This window comes from Planktothrix prolifica NIVA-CYA 540 (genome assembly GCF_963864145.1).
Classification (GTDB): Bacteria; Cyanobacteriota; Cyanobacteriia; order Cyanobacteriales; family Microcoleaceae; genus Planktothrix; species Planktothrix agardhii.
This window is the reverse complement of record NZ_CAWLTW010000001.1, coordinates 5,130,251-5,150,527: the sequence shown is the minus strand read 5'-3', so window position 1 is coordinate 5,150,527 and position 20,277 is coordinate 5,130,251. Positions and strand designations below refer to the sequence as shown.

16 protein-coding genes are annotated in these 20,277 nt (G+C 40.0%); 5 read left to right on the top strand and 11 right to left on the bottom strand.

Translation table 11 applies throughout. From position 1 onward, the window contains the following. The first annotated feature begins 173 nt into the window (after positions 1-173). Positions 174-542, top strand: coding sequence for a cyclic nucleotide-binding domain-containing protein (locus AC559H_RS22995; RefSeq protein ID WP_026786006.1), 369 nt, complete (start codon positions 174-176; stop codon positions 540-542). A gap of 2 nt (positions 543-544) precedes the next feature. On the opposite strand, the gene AC559H_RS22990 is transcribed toward AC559H_RS22995, so the two are convergent. Further along, a complete protein-coding gene (locus tag AC559H_RS22990) occupies positions 545-1,699 on the bottom strand; it encodes an ATP-dependent 6-phosphofructokinase (RefSeq protein ID WP_026794818.1) in 1,155 nt (384 codons plus the stop codon). A 420-nt stretch (positions 1,700-2,119) separates the two neighbouring features. Here AC559H_RS22990 and gap point away from each other — a divergent pair, with 420 nt between their 5' ends. Beyond that, positions 2,120-3,142 carry a type I glyceraldehyde-3-phosphate dehydrogenase gene (gene gap, locus AC559H_RS22985; protein WP_026786004.1) on the top strand — a complete coding sequence of 341 codons (1,023 nt, stop codon included), beginning with the start codon at positions 2,120-2,122 and terminating at the stop codon, positions 3,140-3,142. Between the two features lie 94 nt (positions 3,143-3,236). Here gap and AC559H_RS22980 read toward each other — a convergent pair whose 3' ends face one another. The 4 genes from AC559H_RS22980 to AC559H_RS22965 all read right to left on the bottom strand — a co-directional run bounded on the left by AC559H_RS22980 (position 3,237) and on the right by AC559H_RS22965 (position 8,462). Then, positions 3,237-6,422: a CHAT domain-containing tetratricopeptide repeat protein gene (locus AC559H_RS22980; RefSeq protein ID WP_051319780.1), complete on the bottom strand. Its 3,186-nt coding sequence runs from the start codon at positions 6,420-6,422 to the stop codon at positions 3,237-3,239. Between the two features lie 113 nt (positions 6,423-6,535). Then, the gene (locus AC559H_RS22975; RefSeq protein ID WP_026794820.1) at positions 6,536-6,958 is read right to left on the bottom strand and encodes a type II toxin-antitoxin system death-on-curing family toxin; all 423 of its coding nucleotides are present in this window, start codon (positions 6,956-6,958) and stop codon (positions 6,536-6,538) included. Further along, entirely contained in the window at positions 6,955-7,179 is a 225-nt protein-coding gene (locus tag AC559H_RS22970; protein WP_026794821.1) for a hypothetical protein, read from the bottom strand. The genes AC559H_RS22975 and AC559H_RS22970 overlap by 4 nt, the downstream gene beginning before the upstream one ends. Before the next feature lie 86 nt (positions 7,180-7,265). Continuing rightward, positions 7,266-8,462 carry a caspase family protein gene (locus AC559H_RS22965; RefSeq protein ID WP_026794822.1) on the bottom strand — a complete coding sequence of 399 codons (1,197 nt, stop codon included), beginning with the start codon at positions 8,460-8,462 and terminating at the stop codon, positions 7,266-7,268. A gap of 263 nt (positions 8,463-8,725) precedes the next feature. Here AC559H_RS22965 and AC559H_RS22960 point away from each other — a divergent pair, with 263 nt between their 5' ends. Genes AC559H_RS22960 through AC559H_RS22950 form a run of 3 tightly spaced genes read left to right on the top strand, consistent with a single transcriptional unit; the run spans position 8,726 to position 10,103 of the window. Next, positions 8,726-8,953: a hypothetical protein gene (locus AC559H_RS22960; RefSeq protein WP_026794823.1), complete on the top strand. Its 228-nt coding sequence runs from the start codon at positions 8,726-8,728 to the stop codon at positions 8,951-8,953. Between the two features lie 26 nt (positions 8,954-8,979). Then, positions 8,980-9,723 (top strand): helix-turn-helix domain-containing protein, encoded by a 744-nt coding sequence (locus tag AC559H_RS22955; RefSeq protein WP_051319781.1) that lies wholly within the window; start codon positions 8,980-8,982, stop codon positions 9,721-9,723. A gap of 53 nt (positions 9,724-9,776) precedes the next feature. Beyond that, a complete protein-coding gene (locus tag AC559H_RS22950) occupies positions 9,777-10,103 on the top strand; it encodes a hypothetical protein (protein WP_026794824.1) in 327 nt (108 codons plus the stop codon). Between the two features lie 90 nt (positions 10,104-10,193). Here AC559H_RS22950 and AC559H_RS22945 read toward each other — a convergent pair whose 3' ends face one another. From AC559H_RS22945 to AC559H_RS22920, 6 genes are all read right to left on the bottom strand, one after another. Further along, on the bottom strand, positions 10,194-10,451 hold the full coding sequence (locus AC559H_RS22945; RefSeq protein WP_026794825.1) for a gas vesicle protein GvpG: 258 nt from the start codon (positions 10,449-10,451) through the stop codon (positions 10,194-10,196). 11 nt (positions 10,452-10,462) lie between these two features. After that, positions 10,463-11,248 carry a gas vesicle protein GvpF gene (gvpF, locus tag AC559H_RS22940; RefSeq protein WP_339373197.1) on the bottom strand — a complete coding sequence of 262 codons (786 nt, stop codon included), beginning with the start codon at positions 11,246-11,248 and terminating at the stop codon, positions 10,463-10,465. A 227-nt stretch (positions 11,249-11,475) separates the two neighbouring features. Beyond that, a complete protein-coding gene (locus AC559H_RS22935; RefSeq protein WP_026794827.1) occupies positions 11,476-11,937 on the bottom strand; it encodes a gas vesicle protein K in 462 nt (153 codons plus the stop codon). Between the two features lie 67 nt (positions 11,938-12,004). Then, a complete protein-coding gene (locus AC559H_RS22930) occupies positions 12,005-13,537 on the bottom strand; it encodes a SagB/ThcOx family dehydrogenase (protein ID WP_026794828.1) in 1,533 nt (510 codons plus the stop codon). Between the two features lie 303 nt (positions 13,538-13,840). Continuing rightward, entirely contained in the window at positions 13,841-14,890 is a 1,050-nt protein-coding gene (locus AC559H_RS22925; protein ID WP_026794829.1) for a mannose-1-phosphate guanylyltransferase, read from the bottom strand. A gap of 87 nt (positions 14,891-14,977) precedes the next feature. Continuing rightward, a complete protein-coding gene (locus tag AC559H_RS22920; protein WP_026794830.1) occupies positions 14,978-20,170 on the bottom strand; it encodes a response regulator in 5,193 nt (1,730 codons plus the stop codon). Between the last annotated feature and the right edge of the window lie 107 nt (positions 20,171-20,277).

Sequence of the window (20,277 nt, the reverse complement as noted above, 5' to 3'; positions counted from 1 at the left end):
GGGTAATACTTCGACTTCCCTCAGTAACAGGGTAATGGGTAATGGGTAATGGGTAGGAGTTGGAGTATTCCTAGTTGTAGGGCGCGATCGCTATATTACCCTGTCTTTCTTTTTCTATTTTGCCCTAGTATTGATCCAATAGAACAGATCAAACTTATTGAGTTAATAACACTATGTTACAGCCCATTGAAACCGTAAAACTGTTTGAAAAACAGCCAGAACAACGGTATCTGGCCAATCAAGTGATTTTTGAGGAGGGCCAAACTGGAGAGGTCTTGTATGGCATTCTCGAAGGGGAAATCGAGTTATGGGTGAATGGGAAAGTGGTGGAAACTCTGACGGCTGGAGATGTTTTTGGGGAGGGTGCTTTAGTTCAACCCGATCACACACGAGCGTCCACGGCGATCGCTAAAACAGATTGTCTTTTGGCCACAATGGATAAATCTCGATTTCTGTTTGCCGTTCAGCAAACCCCCATGTTTGCCTTAGAAGTTGTCAAAAGTTATTCCGATCGTTTACGTCGGCTAAAACATTCTATCTGAACCTAATTAATCTGAGCTATTGTCTCTAAAGAAAAAGGTTTTAAATTATTGATATTCGGGTTTACCGTAGGAATATTTTCTTGATTAAGTTCTTCTCCGAGATAAATTCCCAGGGATCGGGCCGTTTCCACCCAAAATCCCTGGGGGTCAACCAGTAGGGGACTATCGGCAAAAACCTGAGCTAAGGGAATAGTGGTGACAGCATTATTATGCCAAGCCACCATCACCCCGTAGGTTTCCTGGTTGATTAAATCCACGGCCACCTTTCCGAAGGCTGTGCCAATGAGTCTATCCAAGGCCGAAGGCGCCCCGCCCCGTTGAACATGACCCAGGACAGTCACCCGGGCTTCTACCCCCAAATTTTTCTCAATTTCCGCAGCCACATATTCCCCAATTCCCCGCAGTCGGACTTCTCCCAGGGCATCTTTATAATATCGACTTTCCCCATCGGCGGTTTTTGCCCCTTCAGCGACTACCACAATGGCGAATTTTCGTCCCCAGAGATTGCGTAACTCGCGAATTCGTTTACAGAGGGTTTTAATTGAATAGGGAATTTCTGGGATTAAAATGGCATCGGCCCCCCCGACAATTCCCGAATATAGGGCCAGATGTCCGGTTGTCCGTCCCATCACCTCCACCACCATTACCCGGTCATGGCTGGCGGCGGTATAACTCAACCGATCTAAACAGTCTAAAATTGTAGTGACGGCGGAGTTAAAACCAACCGATAATTCGGTATGGGCGACATCATTATCAATGGTTTTGGGGACAGCGACTAAATTCCAATTGCCTTTTTCGGCAAGTTTCTGCAAAATCGCCAGACTACCATCCCCACCAATAGCGATTAAAGCATCAAGTCCTAAATCATAATATCCCTGAATAATTTCGTCGGTATTGCCTTCGGTATCTCCCTTATTAATCGACCCTAAAATGGTTCCACCCATACTTAATAAGGGATCAATTCCGTGTCGCTCTAAACCATAGGAATTTAATACCACACTTTTTCGTTCAATCAGTCCCTTGGTGGCATAGGGAATGCCTCGGACTTCCCAGTTATATTCAGATGTGGCATGATTGACAACAGCCCGAATCACAGCATTGAGACCCGGACAGTCTCCGCCACTGGTGAGAATGCCAATTCGTTTACGTTTGTTCATCTTAGTTTTAAGCCCAATCGTATACCCTTGAATAGTACAGATTTTTGATCAATTTGTTAATACTGTTGGGGATAAAATTAGTCTTTTTTATTCTTTCTTAACGTTAATTAAAAAAACTTTTTTTAGATTTCCAGGCTAAACCATCCCTAATTAAATAAATCTTGATTGCAAGGGAATAGGGAATAGGGAATAGGGAATAGGGAACACCAGATAATACTTTTGGCTGTTTCGTATCAGTTGTAAATTATTACAACCTATTTAGGATTGCTATATAACCCAACTTGTCAGGATTAAGATGCTAATTATATTAAAATTAAAGAAAGAAAGAACCTCAACAATCAAGACTTGTGCTACAGTCTATCCCTAGTTAGGGCTTGAATCATCAAGTCCCCTTGAATTTTGCCTAAAGGAGTTAATAATATGGCGTTAAGAGTAGGAATTAATGGGTTTGGTCGCATTGGTCGTTTGGTGATGCGGTCGGCGATTAATAACCCAGATATTGAGTTTGTGGGAATTAATGATCTCGTTCCTCCCGATAACTTAGCCTATTTGTTCAAATACGATTCTACCCACGGAGTATTTCCGGGCGTCGTGGAAGCCAAAGAAGATGGCATTGTGGTCGATGGACATTTTATTCGCTGTACGGCCATCAAAGACCCCACCCAACTCCCCTGGAAAGAAGACACGGTGGACTATGTGGTCGAGTCTACGGGGTTATTTAGTGACTACCAGGGGGCCCACAAACATATTGAAGCGGGGGCTAAACGGGTGATTATTTCCGCACCCACCAAAGACCCGGATAAGGTTAAAACTCTGTTAGTGGGAGTTAACCACGAAACCTTTGACCCGGCTTCTGATTTAATCGTGTCTAATGCCAGTTGTACCACCAACTGTTTAGCCCCGGTTGCTAAGGTGATTAACGATAGCTTTGGGTTAGCGGAAGGGTTAATGACCACCATTCACTCCATGACCGCCACTCAACCGACGGTTGATGGCCCTAGTAAGAAAGATTGGCGGGGGGGACGAGGTGCGGCCCAAAATATTATTCCCTCGTCTACTGGGGCGGCTAAGGCTGTCACTTTAGTGTTACCTGCCTTAAAAGGAAAACTGACGGGAATGGCCTTTCGAGTTCCGACTCCGAATGTGTCCGTCGTTGATTTAACCTTCCGCACTGACAAAGCCACCAGCTATAAGGAAATCTGCGCGGCGATGAAGGCGGCGGCCGAAGGCCCGATGAAAGGTGTTTTAGCCTATACCGAGGATGAAGTGGTTTCTTCAGACTTCATCACTGACCCGAGTTCTAGTACCTTTGATGCTAAAGCCGGGATGGAACTGAATGCTAATTTCTTTAAGATTGTGGCTTGGTATGACAATGAATGGGGTTATTCCTGTCGCGTTGTTGATTTAATGACGTCAATGGCGAAAAAAGACGGTATTCTGTAAATTACAGAAACCGGGTTTCTCAAGATATCTTGATTTCCTACAATGAATCTAATGCAGAAACTCGGTTTCTAGGAACAGAATGCAGGTTAACACTCTAACGCCAATCTCCCTGAACTGTAAACGCTCCCCAATAATAGGGAGATTGCCATTCTTCAGACTTCCACATTTCCAATTGTGTCTGTCTCAAAGCATGAATTGGATTTTCTTCTCCTTGTAACATTTTTTGATAAAACTTCGTCATTAATTCAGAAGTTGAAGCATCATTAACACTCCACAAACTCACAACAACCCGCCGCGCCCCAGCATACATAAATCCCCTAGTCATCCCCACTAAACCTTCGCCTTTCGTGTCTTTCCCTAAGCCCGTTTGACAGGCACTTAATACCACTAATTCCGCAGGTAAATTTAAGTTAAAAATATCTTGAATACGCAAAAATCCATCCTCAGCTTGTCCTTGTTGATTAAATAGGGATAACACCACTCCCGATAGTTCAGGATTAACAGAATCCAGTAAACCATGAGTAGCAAAATGAACGATTTGATATTCAGATAAATTGGGATTTTTGGCTTGTTCAAGTGATGCTTGAAAGTCTAGGGCTTGTAACCTTTGATTTTCGGGAACCAATGCTAGAATTTCCTCGGCTTCGGTGCGGGTATACTCCAGACGGTTATATGTTTTCGCCCCTTCCCCAATACCTAAATTACGGGTAGCCCGTTTGAGGGCTAAGTTGTCGAGGGTTTGCGGGTTTTGTTGGGGTGCATTTCTAGTAACGCGAGAGTCATTAAGGCTGAAAACGGGGTCGGCTAATACTGCGATCATTTTGGCTACGGTGGGGCGATTTTGTAGTTGTTCCCGTTGAATAGCAATGGTTGAAGTTGAGGGAGCGGTAACAATTTCATGCTCTACTAAAAGGGGTGTATTAGGTTGAGATGGAATGGGTAAAGCAGCAAAGGGAATATATTGTAATACCCCATCCCCAACAATTAATAAACGTTTATTTCCCAGTTGAGAAGCTACGGGTTTTAGTAATATTTCACTGAGGGGAAGTCCGCTTTCTACGGAAGTAGATTCATTAATCTCTCGCCAAGGTTTGGCAATTTCTTCTATTTCACTTTGTTTAGGTAAAACATAGCTGGTAATACTATTTTTAGTCACAGCCCAGAGATAACTGCGGTCTTCTCCCAAGGAATATTCTAATAGTAGGGTATCATCATCAAGGACTTTTTCTTGGATTTGTTGTAGGGTGAGAGGCTGGGGATATTTGAGGTTGGCATAACGGGGACTGGTAAGGCGAATTTTAGCTTCTAATTCGTCGAGTTGATTGAGTAAAGATTGAGATTGTTGTTTAATTTCATCGAGTTGTTGTTGGGTATATTCAGCGCTTAAGAGTTCCTGTTTGCGACGTTCTACGGTGTTGAGTTGCTGTTGTAAATTGCGTTCCTGTTCTAATAGTTTGGGGTCAGCACCTTGGCGGATATTAGCACCAGCTTCGGTGAGGAGTTCTACAAGACTTCTGGCACGACTGCTTTCGCTGGCGTGAAGGGCGATAGCATCATATCCTTGGGAGGGGTTTTGTTGATGCAGTTGCATTAATAAATCAATATAAAACTGGTAATAATCTTGGACAGTAGCAAAATAAGATTGTCGGAGTTCCTGACTACCTATTTTTGTGCGGAGTCCTTCGATAATTTTAATTGCAGCTTCAATGTTAGTCAGAGATTGATTAAAATTTCCTCTATCTCTTTCTATTCGAGCGATTATTGCTAACTCGGATGCTTGATTACTAAGATTTCCCATCCCTTGCCATAGTTGCAGGGATTGGTTATGGTATTTAAGTCCTTTCTCGTAATCTTTTAACAAGTAATAGGTATTAGCAGCACGGGAAAACTCAAGAGCTTTAAAATCTGGATGGGGCAAGGTTTCAATGATTGAAATTGCCTGGTTGAGATATATTAGTGCTTGATCTTTATCTCCTGACAAGCTATATACCATAGCCAGTTTTACCAAGGTTTCTGCTTCTCTATCGGGAATTTTTTCTGCTTGGAATATTGGCAGTGACTGATTTAGATATTCCAGGGCTTTTTGGTAATCTTTCGACCAATAATAGATAATACTGATAGCATTGAGAATCTTAGCTTCTTCGGCAGGCTGATTCAATGATTGCCAGAGGGAACGTGCCTGTTCATAGTAGGAAATAGCTTGTTTTGTATCGTCTAAAATGTAATAGCTTAAGCCAATTTCTGATAGCATCTCGGCTTTACCTGTCGAATCATTGAGAGCTTCCCAGAGGGAAAGAGCTTGTTTTTGGTAGGATAAACTGGTATCAATATCGCCTAGCTCTATGTAAAGTTGACCTAAAAGTTGGAAAGACCTAGCTATCTGATCTTTTTCTCCCAGATCTTGCCAAATAGAAATGGCTTGGTTGTAGTAATTAATCGCTTGCTGATAATTACCTAAATTGCTGGCAGTAGCACCCATAAGTTTTAGCACGCTGGCTGCCTCGCTGTTGGAGTTAATAGCTTGCCAATGGGAAAGAGCTTTTTCGTATTGAGTGATCGCACTCTGATTATTGCCTGATAATGTGTAAATTAATCCCAAGCCTTTCAGGGTATTAGCAGCATTTGCAGAGTCTTTTTCGGCTTCATAGAGGGTGATGGATTGGTTAAAATAAGCGATCGCTTGCTCGAAATTGCTTAGAGATTGGTACACTAAGGCAATTTTTGCTAAAATGAGAGCTTCTTGAGCTTTTTCTCCTGTGGTTCGCAACAGAGGTAATGCTTGTTCATAGTAAGATATAGATTGCTGTAGTTGATTCAATTCTTGGTAAGCCAGCCCAATTCTGACTAAAGAAGTGATTTGATTGGGAATATTTTTTTCAGCTTCAGATAATTTTAATGACTGGTTTAAATAGTTAATTGCTTGTTGTTGTTCGCCCAAGTCGGAGTAAGCAATACCAATACTACCAAGAGTTTTAGCTTCTCCATGTTGATCGGCTGCGGCTCGAAATAACTGGAGCGCTTCTTGATATTTTGCGATCGCTTGTTTCAAGGATTCTACAGTTTCTTGATTTTGGAGTTGCAAGGCTTCAGCAAAGGCTTTTTCAGCAAGTTCTTTAGCTGTCTGTTGTTCGGTAGTAGCTGGCTGTTGTGCTATATTTGATATTGGTCTTTTGCCTTGATTAAAAAGGGGTTTGGGTGTGGCGATCGCTAACACTCCAGGGAAAAGGAATAATATAATTGTTAGTAATGCAGTCCCCAAAAACGTATTTTGTTTATTCATTAGTTTAGGGAATATTTTTGATTTTTATTTAACATTATTATACACTAATTTTTACCCTATTCTTCAGCGAGTCAGGACACTCGCACTGCTGAAGGGATAAAACTATGCCAATGTCAAGAACTATTTTTCGGTTTCAAGTATTTTCCAACAGATGAATTAACAGAATTTTGCCTTAACCATTGGGCTAAAGATTCTTGAGTTTTTTGGTCAGTTGCCAACCCTTCCATGATTTGCACAACCTCGATTTCTGGAACTTCTAATAAATAGCTATTCACCAACAAAAAAGTTGCCATTACTGCAAAAGCTGTGCGTTTATTCCCATCAATAAACGGATGGTTTTTAGCCAAACCATAACCATAAGCGGCTGCCAGGTCAAATAAATCAGGTTGACCGTAAGCAAATAAATGTCTGGGTCTGGCTAAACTCGCAGAAAGGAGATTTTCGTCCCTGAGTCCTAAACTGCCACCATGCTGCTGAATTTGATCCTGATGGATGACTCTAACAATTTCTTCAAAAATCCATAAGGGTTCATTCACTGGGCTAATTCCCTTAACGCATTTTTATACTTTTCGCTAATCACTTGATAAGCTGCCATTGCTTTGTCAAATTCAGATTGATCAATAGTTGAGGAATTATCGGAGTGATTATTCTGTGCTTTGGCTGCGAGAGAATGCAAAAACACCAGGGCTTCTGCTAACAGTTCATCAGGTAATTCTGTGGCTAAGGTAACGATTTCTTGGCGCATTTCTTGAGTCATGGTTATTGCCCATTATATTTTAAATTATAACAAAATATATCTGATCACGGCTTGATCCGGTTTTTTCTAACATATTAATATTCCTCTTAACTTATTAAACGCAAGGGCGTTCCTACTGTTACTGGTTTCTCAATCTTTGCCTGTCCTACTAACCCATCACGGGAAATCATTTTCACTTGTCCTGTACCATTAATAGCAGTAAATATTGTTCCCGTTGTCACGTTTCTTAAATCAACTCCTCCTAACCATAATTGAGCATTGTCCCCAATAACTGCCGTTACAACTGCTTGGGCGGGAGATTTGGGAGAATTAATAAAATAGGGCAGTTGTTGTTGATACCCACTCCCCACTTTAACTTCATAACGGGGAACTTGCTTGTATCTTTCAGGAATTTCTGGGAGAATATTTTGAAATATCTGTTCAATATTGTTGTCTTCTTGCCAGAGATAATAAGTTAGTAAATAACTAAATAGACCGCATTGAAAGCCATTAATATCCTCTTCCCGCGCCAGTTGAGTGGAGGAAGTTGCTGCTAATACGACCCCTTTAGCTACCCCGGTTTGATAGCTTTTAACAAATTGTTCGGAAGATAAATTTAATCGAGATAACCACTGTTGCTGATAGGTTTTTTCATCAGAAGAAACTAAAATATTTTCACCTCCTGCGCGGGAACGCACCCGGACTTCTCGCGTGGCTCCACCAGAAAAACAACTATCTAAAACCACCGTCACATTTTCGGTTTTCAGGGCTGACATTAATAAAAATAAAGTATGTCCCATAATATCTTGGACAACTCCCCCAACTTCGGGATATCCGGTGGGTAAGTTACTATTAATAGGAACAAAGGTTCCATTTAATCCTTGTCTATCTCCTAATCGGGTTATAATTGGATCGGGATCAAAAATCCGAGAACCATGCCCCGAATAGTGATAAACCACTATATCTCCGGGTTTGGCTTGTTTAATTAAATGTTCTTCAAATGCGGTTAAAATTCCTGTGCGGGTGGCTTCTGTTTGGGGTAGAATATAAATATCTTTAGGATTAAATCCGAAGCGATGAATTAACAAATAGCGTTGTAAATCTAGGTCGTTGACGCATCCTTCTAGGGGGTTGAAAGGATATTGATTAATGCCTACTAATAAAGCTAATTTGCGAGGGGTACTTTGGGCAAGGACTTTGCCAGCTTGTTCAGCTTTTTGTTGGAATAGGAATTGATTAATTCCCAGAGTTGCTAGTGCTGAACTGGCAAATTTGAGGAAATGGCGACGAGTGTTACGAGTCATTTTAACTTACAATGAATCAACTGAATCAATTGTAGCAATTCAGAGGAGCTAATTTTAGGAATCAATATGAGATCGTTACCGTATTCGGAGCAAAAAGAAGTGGCAATATTCCTCCCTCTTGTCCAAGCACAACACCTTCAATAAGATCCTCCTGAGTTAAGCCGGCTTTGCGAGAGCAATTGGGACAAGCAATCACTGTTCCCCCATCCTCTATAAACTTTTGTAACCTTTGATGAATCGTTAAATCACCATTACCTAATGAGATGATTTTCACCGATTGTAGTATCCGAGACTATTGGGATGAGCAAAATTCTTTGATGGTTGATCGTGATATCAATGCTACGATTAACTTGAAAAGACTGGGGTTGGGCATTTTCCCCAGTATAAAACGCCGTAGTGGGAATCTTTCTGTAGTTGGTTCTATGGATAACAGTACCATTAAGGAAATCTTGCATACCCTTCATCGGGCTGCTAAGAAGCCCACATCATAATCTGTACTCAGATTTGATGTGGGAGTATGTCACTCAATATTGAAGATATTACCTTTGTTAATATTCTATCCATGTCAGACTCAAACCCAAAAATTAACCCGTCTGAACGGGGATATCTGACGCTTCTCCTCCCCGTCGCAGTCGTTTTGTTTATCCTCCAGAAAGCATTCCCCTTAGCGATTTTAACCGTTGGCGGATGGGGGTCTTGGCGGATGTGGAAATATTATCAACAGCGTCAACAAAATCAGTTGGCGACCTTGGATGAGGTATTTTATCGGTTAATTCGGGAAAACCAAGGACGAATTACGGCCTTAGATTTGGCCATGCACACCCAACAGTCGGGGACAAAAGTACAGGAATATCTCGACCAACGGGCTACCGAATTTGCCGCCCAATATGAAATTACCGATGTGGGCGGGATGATTTACTATTTTCCCACCGCCCAACCGTCTCAGATCGTTGTAGACCCTCTCCCGGTTGTTTCTAAACCAGAAAACCCTAATTCCGTGGTTTTATTCCCCGTCAACCCGGCATCTAGTTCTATTTTACCCGAAACCTTGAATCAGTCGGAACTCGCCCAACGGTTAGGGGTACATCCAACGACCCTCAGCAAGTGGAAAACCAAACCGGAATTTTCAGTCTGGAGTTATCAACGTGACCCCGATGCTATCTGTTGGAGTTACTCGGCGGAAACGAAACGGTTTTCTTCCCAAAAGTCTCACAAAAAAATTAGCAAAATTAGTGAATTAATGAAGAAAAATAAAGTTTAGGACTTATGCAAATTCAATTGTTATAATGATTTCGTAGTTGTACCCAAATTATTATGCGTCCTTTTCGTTCTCAACCCCCTATTTTACCAAAAATTAGTACCATGCCTCGCCAAAAAACCGAAGCAACCCTCTACCGCAGTTTATATCAATTAGCGGTAGAGAAAAAACGCTTACAAGAGGAGTTAGAAAGTTTAGGACAACGTTTTGAAACCGTTACTCAACGTTTACAACAAATTGAAACTCAAATCCAAGGGTTAGAAACTGACGTTAAACAAATTGCCCCACCCAAACCCCCGGAAACCAAACCAAACCAACCATCGACTCCAACTCCTACTAAAGCTGAACCCGGTTCGGTTTCAACTTTTACTTTAGACTATTAATTGGACGGAAGAATAGAAAAAAAATTGATAATTGAGGGAAACACGAAGACACGAAGGAGGAGAGGAGAGGAGAGTTTTGATTTAATTAGCTTAATCTATTTCATCATTTTCTTGGTTTGCTTCATCTTCTAATGCTTGAATTTGTAGTAATAATTCCTCTTCTTGAACTTCAAAATCTTCTTCTGGAATATCCCCCATATCAAAAGCCAACTGGAGCGCCAATAACCGCTTTCCTAAGTTTTCTTTGTCATCAAGTTCGGCTTCCGCCCGTTCTAGGAGTTGTTCACCAATCCAGATTACACCCTCAAAGGGTGCTGTGATCGGAGATAGCAATAATCGTAATATCATAACGCCTCGGATTAGGGGTTGAGTTGGGCAAAATTAAACGGGGCTGTAAAGTTATTATAGCGAATTCGGAGGCGGTTATTAAAATGGTGATCCAGTTCTTCTATTTTATCCCCAAATTGGGGTTCTATATCCCAAGGAATTAAATAGGCAGCGTTATAAATCATGGCACTGGTTAAGTTATCATTTTCGACAATTTCTTGTGCTAGGGGGTTTAATATCTGTTGAAATTTATCGATAATTCCCTGTTGACGATCTTGCATCGCCCGTTCAATTTCTTGACCGATACCGATGATTTCATCCATACTCAGACGTTTCCCTTCTAAGCTATCGCGTTTTTCCCTTAACCCTTGATTTTCTGTCATTAACAGGTTTAATTCTTCTGTTTCTTCCCAAAATATTTTCACCCCAACTTCCCGTTTTCCTTCTAATTTATGAAACAATTCTTTTAACCGATCTTGATAGGGAAAAATTAACTGCGCTTTCACATGATCCCAATCTTTTACAATTAATCCAAATTGCAAGGGTAAAACGCTTCGATAGCCATGTTGCATCACTTTTTCTAATACGTCTTCATGGCCTAATAGGTTGCGCCGACTGGCTAAATAACGTTCCTGTTGAGTCTCGGAATATAAAAAGCTAAACTCATCAACGGGATGGGTTTGTATCGGTTGTTTATCTAACCCATGCAAGGCTAAAGGTCGGACTCGGTTAGTCGGTAAAATCCCATATAAATATAAACCATTTCCCATAATTGAACCCCCATTAATTAAACCCTTGGGCTGTGTAAGTGATCGCACCAACACCTATTATAAACCTTAATGTCAAACTCTCTAATATATAGCAATCCTATTTGAGTTGTGTTTAAAATCCCTGATCAAAAGGGAACACCGGAACAGCCCCCCCCAAACCCCCCGTGGGGACTAGGGGGGGAGGGATCTGGGGTAATACTTCTGGCCGTTTCATATCAGTATCGAAATGTTACAACCTATTTAGGATTGCTATAGCAGAGGAAATGATACAAGAGTTAGAGAGGTTTGGAGGTTAGGACTAATCTTAGTTTTGCATGAATTAAGTTGAGTTGTGCTAACCCTAAATCTACACTTCCCTCGACCACAATTCCCGTATTCATTAACCGATCTAATAATTCTAAAATCGAAGGATTTTGGGTATTTTCCCCTGGATAATAGCTTCCTGATTTGGGTAATAATGTGCCAAATTCCGATAATTCAATATTCAAGTCTGTCGGGTCTATTTCAAAGATTTCGCACAGTTTTAATACCTGAATTTCTAATTGTTGTAAACTCTGTGCCGCCCGATCTAATTCTTCTTCACTGAGGGTATTTCCTTCCATCCGTCGAATGACTTGGGCTTCCATTAACTGTCGAATTAGTTCCACCAATGTCAACACCAATGGCGCTAAACCCGCATCTTTTCGAGAAGATTTCGGCGTAATAATGGTTTCTATCGAAGGTTCAGAAGATGACATTTGTTTAAAATGCTATGGTTGTAATATTTTATCGTAGGGGTTTGATCTCCAAACCCTCTTTGCTTCTCTATCTGGGTCTACCTAATGTTGTAATATAAAGCACGGCTTCATCCGTAGGAATACCCAATACTTCATTCACCTGATCATCAAAAAATCCCCCAATTCCACTAACTCCTAAACGCAGATAAACAGAACCTAAATTCAAGCGTTGTCCGAGATGACCTGCATCTAAATGTAAATAGCGGTAAACCCGATCTCCATAATTGGCGATCGCTTTTTTCAAATCCGCCGTATGAAATAATACCGCCCCTGCATCCCGTCCTAAATCCTGTTGTAAACACAAATAGTACGACTCCTTACGAAAATTCTTAAAGCGAATTTGCCTTAATTCTTGGGCTTTGGGAGCATAATAATAACACCCATCCTCTAAACCAGAGACTCCAGAAACCGCAATAAACGTTTCAATTAAACTCAAATCAAAATAATCTGGAGAACCATCTAATCCTTGATGAATATAATGGTAAGGTTGATAGGTAAAATCTAAAAGGGCTAGAAGTTCATTTAACATTAATTCTGCCCCAGTGTAACCTCTTGTAGACCTCCGTTTTAAAATAGTTTTTTCTAAACCTGATAAATTTTTACCCCAATCAATTGAACTTGTCACCGTTGAAATTTTTGTGCAAAACGGAAAATTATATTTATCTTCTAATATTCCGTCAGTTTCTAGGAGTTTCCAACCTTGACTTCCCGAAGAATCTGTTTCTAACTTAGTAGATTTATGTAAATAAGCCAGCAGTTTTCCATCGGGAATATTAGGGTAATCTATATGAGTTTCCGAGGGTAAAGCTGTTCTTGAAATCGGTAAATTTTCATTGATTTCTAATAAATCAGCTAAGGCTAAAACCGCGATCGCTCCTTCAGCATCCGTATCCAAATATAACAATTGATTCAGAATATCATCCCCAAATCCTCCGATTAAATGGGGTCGATAATCATTCATCGCCGCCATTAATTCAATATTACCTAATAAATGACCCGTATCTAAACAAATTCGCCGATAAGCTCGATCTTGATAGCGCCAAGAAGAACGGAAAAAAACCGCCGTTGTTATCAATGCTAAATGGGTATTTTCTAATGCTGGATGCCAAAAACAAGCATCTCGTAAATCAGGCCAAACTTGATTTTCCCAAAATTGAACTAAAGCATGGGTTTGGGCTTGGTAATGATATAAACCCGGCGATAAAATTGCCGTCCCCCTGGAAATCAAATAAATTTCCGCAGGATACAAACCACCCGCCGAAGGTGCCGCCCTCAGATAATGGACTCCCGCCACCGTGGGGAGTTTTGCCGTTAAACCATAACTATGCAGCAACAAATGGGATAAACGCTGCCAAAGTCGGATTTTAGGATCACTAGATACGGCTTCGTCTGTGTCCCGCAGGTAGGGTTTAAGATCAAAGACTGTACCGATTTTATACTCTTTGAAGGGAATGGGCTGTTTTTCCCAGTCCAAGGTCTGACCTTTTAACCCTAGGGTTTCAGGGTCATATTTCGTGCGTTCATGGTAGTGTTGGGCAATGGATTTCGGAGATTCTGACATAAGATTAACCTGATGCAGAAGAATAACGCTTTTCTTTAGTGTAGACTTTTCTTTTCAGTTTCTTCCTATTTTCTGAAATTGATTTCTACTTTTGGGAATATTTGGGTGATTGACTCAACCCAACATTTTGAAACAGATCTCGCTACACCAGATCAAAAGGACAAAGCCACAGTGATCACAAAAATCAATCACTGTGCTAGTCTCTTTCCATTCCACAAAGCTAATGTCTATCATCAGTTACATCATTGACGTTTGCCATCGCCATCTCTCCCAAATGGTTATTGTTAATACAAATTTCTCTGATTACAAGAGTTTCTGAAATTCTGGATCATCTCCTAGGGTTTTTAACACCTGTTTAATATCTTGAGTTCGATCTTTTTTAGCAATAAGGGTGACATTTCCATCCCGCACAATCACTAAATCCTCAATCCCTAAAGTTACGATCACATCTTCATCACTGGAACTAAATAAAATTGTGCCTTTCGTATCTAAACCAATATGTTTAACCAATTCTACGTTAGGTTTATCTCCCCCTAATAATCGTTCTAACCCATTCCAATCCCCTAAATCATCCCAGCCAAATTCAACGGGTAAAACACAGGCTTTCTGGGTTTTTTCCATTAAGGCGTAATCAATACTAATTTTTTTCAACTCAGGATAAGCGTCTTTTCCTTTCAATTCTAAGGCGCTAACTAACTCAGGAAGATATGTTTTTAATTCTGCTAAAACCACACCGACACGAAATACAAAAATTCCACCATTCCAACTAAATCTCCCGGTTTCTAAGAAATTTTCTGCCGTTTCTCGATTGGGTTTTTCAGTAAAACGAGCCACTTTATAAGCGGGAAATCCATCAAAAATTCCAATTTCTTCCCCCTGTTCAATATAACCATATCCAGTGGAAGGATATGTGGGTTTTACCCCCAAAGTAACAATCACATCTTGGGTTTTTGCTAATACCTCCGCCGCCTTTAAAGTTTGGCGAAACTTTTCCGGTTCCGCAATCCAATGATCCGCCGGAAAGAACCCAATTACCGCGTCTTCCCCGTAACGTTTTGCTACTTCTAAAGTTGTCCAGGTTAGGGCAGCGGCGGTGTCTCGTCCTTCGGGTTCTGCTAAAATATTCGGGTGGGGTAATTGGGGTAATTGAGTTTGAACTCCCGACTCCAATAAAGCAGAAGTTACGACCCATAAACCCTCCCAACTTTCGGTTAAAGGTAATAACCGTTCGGCGGTAGCTTGCAATAAACTAATCCCACTACCATCTAAACTCAAAAATTGTTTGGGTCGATGTTTCCGACTTAGGGGCCAAAACCGTTCACCTTTTCCGCCAGCCAAAATCACAGGAATCATACTTAAAATTTAATTTTTTTCCTCATAATTTATTCTAAATAATTAACAAGAAAACGTCAATAGTTGAGAGCAAAAAATCAACAATTATTAATTATGTATATTCACGGTTTCCTTAGATAATTCCTGTTCTAAAGTTGCTTTGACTCGTAACCATTCCGTTTCCATTTTAGATAACCCAGTCGCGGCTTTTCCCGATGTAAAACATTCCAAACTTGTGCCATTTTCTGCGGCCATTCCTGCCCGTCCCATATATTCTAACTCCTTGCACAACTGGGAAAAAGTCAGGGCTCCTAATTGAGCACTACTGGATTTTAGGGTATGGGAGGCTTCTTTTAACCCTTGGATATCTTGGGTTTTGATCGCCGTTTGAATTTGGGTAATTTTTTGGGGAGTATCGGCTAAATAATCCTGAATTAAGGTATTGACAAAGGGATCATCTTCATCATCATATTCCCTTAAATTTTCTAATACTTGTTGATCAATTGCCGAAGATTCTGGAATATTACCATTAGAATTAACCAGAGATTCCGAAGATAAATTAGAATAGCCGTTACTGCCAAAATCCGATAAATCCTCTAAGGTTTGATGACCATTACTATTCTCAATTGGTTGACATTGGGAGATGGCTTTAGCCAGTTCTTCCCGACGCACAGGTTTAGTAATATAATCATTCATACCAGCGGCTAAACACATTTCTCGATCGCCTTGCATAGCATTAGCCGTCATCGCAATAATCCAAGGTTTATTAGGACGATTGGCATATTCTTCACAAATGCGACGGGTGGTTTCTAAACCATCCATTAAGGGCATTTGAACATCCATCAAAATCACATCATAATATTGTCGATTTAAAGCGTCTAAAACCTCCAATCCATTCCCAGCAATATCCGCACGATATCCCAATCGTTGTAACATTTGAATTGCCACTTTTTGGTTAACAACATGATCTTCTGCCAGCAAAATTTTTAAATTACTAGAAGGGGTAACAGATAACGTATTTGATCCTCCTAAAGATTTCCCAGGTTCTTGAATAGCACTTTCTATAGACTCACCCAAAATTTGAAGCAAAGTATTATAAAACTGTGATTGTTTCAGAGGTTTATTAATAAATCCGGCACAATTAATATTACTGTGTTCTACCTGTTTAGCCAAATCGGTATTCACCACATAATTAAAGAAGGTAATATTAATTGGTTTCTGTTCGGGGAATATTTCTGCACGACTTCGTTCCCAATCTCGAATCCGTTTAGCTAAATTAATCCCATCAACATCAGCCAAATTCATGCCTAAAATAATCAAATCAAAATCAGGATTATTTTTTAACACATTTAAGGCTTCATGTCCGGTTTTAACTGAAATAGGAATCATGCCCCAAGATTTAGCTTGTCGGATTAAAACAGTTTGATTAATTCCATGATTTTCCACAATTAATAATCTCTTACCCACCAGGAAACCGGAAAGTTCATTGGCTTCAATTTTTGTAATTGCTTCCACTCGAATAGTAAAGTAAAAAGTTGAACCTGCATCTAACTCAAATTCCTTAACAAAATCATCGGGAGGATTGCCAGTTATTGTCGAAATAAAAGATTGATTGTCAGTATAAGAATTGGATTGAGATCGACTCACCACCCACATTTGTCCCCCCATCATTTCACATAAACGTTGACTAATTGCTAATCCTAAACCCGTGCCTCCATACTGACGAGAAGTGGAAGCATCGACCTGAGAAAAGGCTTTAAATAAACGATCCATGCGATCGGCAGGAATCCCAATTCCAGTATCTTTAACCGCAAACTGAATATCATAAATTTTATGGGCTATTGTTGGGGCAGTATTAAGGTCAAGGGGAAGATTAGTTACCTCCGAAGCTTTCACCGAAACTACCACCTCTCCTTGGGCGGTAAACTTCACCGCATTACTGAGTAAATTCACTAAAACTTGGCGGAGTCGGGTCACATCGCCCAAAATAATTTGAGGGGTAGAAGGTTCAATTAAATAGGCAATTTCCAGACCTTTTTCTGCGGCTTTTCCTGAAAGTAAATCTAGGGATTCTTCTAAACAATCTCGCAGTTTAAACGGATTAGTTTCTAAGTCTAATTTACCTGATTCAATCTTAGAAAAGTCTAAAATATCATTAATAATCGTTAATAAAGCATCGCCACTGGTGCGAATGGTTTCGACAAAATCCAATTGTTCCGGGGTTAAATTCATATCCAATAGTAACCCCGTCATCCCAATTACTGCATTCATCGGAGTACGGATTTCGTGACTCATAGTGGCAAGAAATTCACTTTTCGCCCGACTCGCCACTTCTGCGGCTAATCTAGCTTCTTCTAAATCTTTATTTTGTTCAGCTAATTGTTGACGATTTTTAACCTCTGCTTCTAATAGTTTAGCCTGGGCTAAGGTTAAACCAACTTGATTGGCAACATCTTCTAAAAATTCAATTTCTTCGGGTATCCATTGCCGCATTTTATCGCATTGATGCAGCATCATAATACCGTTAGCATCTCCTTGATAGGAAGTCCGAACCGCTAACATTGATTTTAACCCCATGCGCCGACATATCGGGGTAGAGGATTCTAATAAAGGTTCGGTAAAAACATCCACCGAAGCGATCGCTTGATCTTCAGCTAAGAGTTTTTCAATATAGGGATTATAACTTACAGAAATTTCAAAATTCAAGGTAGAATCATAACCGGATTCCAGATATTCTGCCACACAAGATAAATGGGCATAAGGGTCAGATCGATAGGTATAAATTGAACAACGATTTACCCCAAAAATTCTACCAATTTGCGTAGCAGTAGTTTGAAAAATCTCTTGCGTATCTAATTTAGAACGAACCTTATGGGTAATTTCTTTGAGTAATAATAAATGTTGATTTTGTTGTTGGAGAATTTCTTGAGAATGATCCCTAGCAATTTCATTGCCAATATAATTTGCCATTAATTCCATAATTTCTAAATCCAATTCTTGAAATGGGGCGCGGGAATTGCGACTCATAAAACTCAAAGTTCCATAGACCCTTCCCCCCACCATCACCCGAATACCAATATAGGCTTCTAAACGTCGGGTTTGATAGGCAGGATGGTCTTTCCAAGGTGATTGTTTAATTGATTCTAAACAAACAACATCCTCTGTTTTTAAGGATTCCCATTCAAAGGTTTGTTCAATGGCTAAGGTATCGCCCTTGGCAAATCCAAAAGGAAAATCATCAGCAAGATAGGAAGAAATCACTTCATATCGGTCGGCAAAAACTTTTCCCAGTAGACCAATATCCATACCAAACCGATGACAACCCAAACTCAAGATCGCACTAATTCGAGTTTTAAAATCCGTGTTATTACTAACAGTAATTTCGTAGAATTGATGGATTAGTCTTTCTCTTTCTCTGAGATCATTTAACTCTTTAAACTGTTCCGCAATATCATTTAATGTTCCTAAAACTCCCAAAATATGCTTGTGTTTATCTAAAATTAATTGACCTGAAATTAAAACCTGGCGAGTTGCAGGTTGAGAAGACTTTTCGCCCCCTTCCTTCTCTTTAAGATTAAACACTAACATTCGGACATCAAGTTGTTCCGTTTTGGGACGACCTAACATTAAGCATTCAAACCATTGGCTAACTTTTGTCCGATCTTGAGAATAAATATAATTTACAAATGATGTACCCAAGCTATTTTCTATAGTTAATCCCGTTAACTGCGTCCAGGCGGGATTTAAAAATATAAAATTTCCTTGACTATCGGTTTTAAACACAATAGATTTTAATTGCTGAATCGGATCATCAATGGGATAATTACCATTCAAGGATGGAGTTTTTTCTAAGTGATCAGATGCTAGATCAATTTGAGTCCCAATCAAGTGCAAAGGTTCCCCTTGTTCACTCCAAAAACCCTGACCTTGACTGCGTACAGATTTATATTGACCGTCTTTACACCGGATACGATATTCTATAATATATTCACTATTTTTCTTGGAAAAATAATCTTTTAGAGCGACTTTAACCAGTTTCAAATCTTGAGGATGAATCCGACTTAACCATTCTTCTCGGGTATTTTTAATCTCATGATCTTGATATCCTAACATGGCTTTCCATTGGGAAGAATATAAAATTTTATTCGTTTTTAAGTTCCAATGATAAATTCCTTCTAGGTTTGATTTTAAAGGTTTCCTAACTGGATGATTTGAGGGTAAAGGCAAGGACTCAGGAGAAGATGGAGTTGCTTTTAATACCTCCTGAAATTGATGCTGCCAACTTAATAGGGTATTGTGCATTGATTTGGGTTGGAGAACTTGCAACAATAGGTTTTTAGGGGAGATGAGGGTGACGGGATTATTATGATCATCCACTAAAATTATGGGCAGTTGATAATAATATTTTCTCATTAAGTTTAATGCCGTTTTGAGGGAAACCTGCGATCGCAAAACCAAAGGCGGAGTATTACAAATCGTAATTGCTTTTACAGTTTTTAGATCCAAGCCCAATGCCTGCATGGAAATAATGTCATGGGAAGTCACAACACCCACCCATTTATATTGAGATTGTGTTATGTAAATCTGATCCCCTGTTAACTTAGAATTAGAAGGAGAGGTTTCTGTAATTACAATTTCATCCACACCATAGTTAAACATTAATTCCGTTAATTCTCGTAGAGTTGTCTCCCCCGATGTCGGCACAATTTTAGAAGCGGCAATAGGAGCAAGTTGATTCAGTTTAATTAAATGATCGGGAATAAAAAGATGATCCAGAAGTTGTTGGCAACTGGGATGATATTCAGGTAACACCAAATCCGAGTTATCAGATAATTCTGTAGAAATTTCTTCAGAAACAGAGGGTAAATATCTAGCTATTTTTCTAGCTTCTGAATCTCTTAAAGAGAGTTTTAGAATAATTTTAGGACTAATGACCCCGACTAATTTTCCTTGATCATCAACAACTGGAAGCTGTTGAATTTGATGTTTTTCTAATATTCCCATCAGGGTAAATATATCATCAACCTCCGATTCTTTCACCGTGAGAAATGACCGAATCATAATTTGAGAAATTGGAAATCCTCGCAATGGATCTCCAATAGAATTAAGCTGAATAATATCTTGTTCTGTAAAAATTCCGATAATCGTTGGCTTTTGATTGACACTATCATCCGCTTCAATCACAAAAATACAACTAGAATGGGTACGACTCATCAACAAAATCACCTCGGATACAGGGGTTTCCGGTGTTGTGGTGAGGGGATAGCGGTTAATCGCTTGATAGACTGAGGGAATAAACATAGAAGGCTGATTGGGGTTGGTACTGAGTGGAATCAGGTTTGGGACTCGGTTTTGGGTAAACTGGGCTAATGATCAAAGAAAAGGGTTGGAATACCTGGGGGGTAACA

What these genes read in the sequence shown, in the direction of transcription:
- AC559H_RS22995 (WP_026786006.1), top strand. Translation starts at nt 174, where the DNA reads ATGTTACAGCCCATTGAAACCGTAAAACTGTTTGAAAAACAGCCAGAA.
- AC559H_RS22990 (WP_026794818.1), bottom strand. Translation starts at nt 1,699, where the DNA reads ATGAACAAACGTAAACGAATTGGCATTCTCACCAGTGGCGGAGACTGT.
- gap (WP_026786004.1), top strand. Translation starts at nt 2,120, where the DNA reads ATGGCGTTAAGAGTAGGAATTAATGGGTTTGGTCGCATTGGTCGTTTG.
- AC559H_RS22980 (WP_051319780.1), bottom strand. Translation starts at nt 6,422, where the DNA reads ATGAATAAACAAAATACGTTTTTGGGGACTGCATTACTAACAATTATA.
- AC559H_RS22970 (WP_026794821.1), bottom strand. Translation starts at nt 7,179, where the DNA reads ATGACTCAAGAAATGCGCCAAGAAATCGTTACCTTAGCCACAGAATTA.
- AC559H_RS22965 (WP_026794822.1), bottom strand. Translation starts at nt 8,462, where the DNA reads ATGACTCGTAACACTCGTCGCCATTTCCTCAAATTTGCCAGTTCAGCA.
- AC559H_RS22960 (WP_026794823.1), top strand. Translation starts at nt 8,726, where the DNA reads ATGATTTTCACCGATTGTAGTATCCGAGACTATTGGGATGAGCAAAAT.
- AC559H_RS22955 (WP_051319781.1), top strand. Translation starts at nt 8,980, where the DNA reads ATGTCACTCAATATTGAAGATATTACCTTTGTTAATATTCTATCCATG.
- AC559H_RS22950 (WP_026794824.1), top strand. Translation starts at nt 9,777, where the DNA reads ATGCGTCCTTTTCGTTCTCAACCCCCTATTTTACCAAAAATTAGTACC.
- AC559H_RS22945 (WP_026794825.1), bottom strand. Translation starts at nt 10,451, where the DNA reads ATGATATTACGATTATTGCTATCTCCGATCACAGCACCCTTTGAGGGT.
- AC559H_RS22935 (WP_026794827.1), bottom strand. Translation starts at nt 11,937, where the DNA reads ATGTCATCTTCTGAACCTTCGATAGAAACCATTATTACGCCGAAATCT.
- AC559H_RS22930 (WP_026794828.1), bottom strand. Translation starts at nt 13,537, where the DNA reads ATGTCAGAATCTCCGAAATCCATTGCCCAACACTACCATGAACGCACG.
- AC559H_RS22925 (WP_026794829.1), bottom strand. Translation starts at nt 14,890, where the DNA reads ATGATTCCTGTGATTTTGGCTGGCGGAAAAGGTGAACGGTTTTGGCCC.
- AC559H_RS22920 (WP_026794830.1), bottom strand. Translation starts at nt 20,170, where the DNA reads ATGTTTATTCCCTCAGTCTATCAAGCGATTAACCGCTATCCCCTCACC.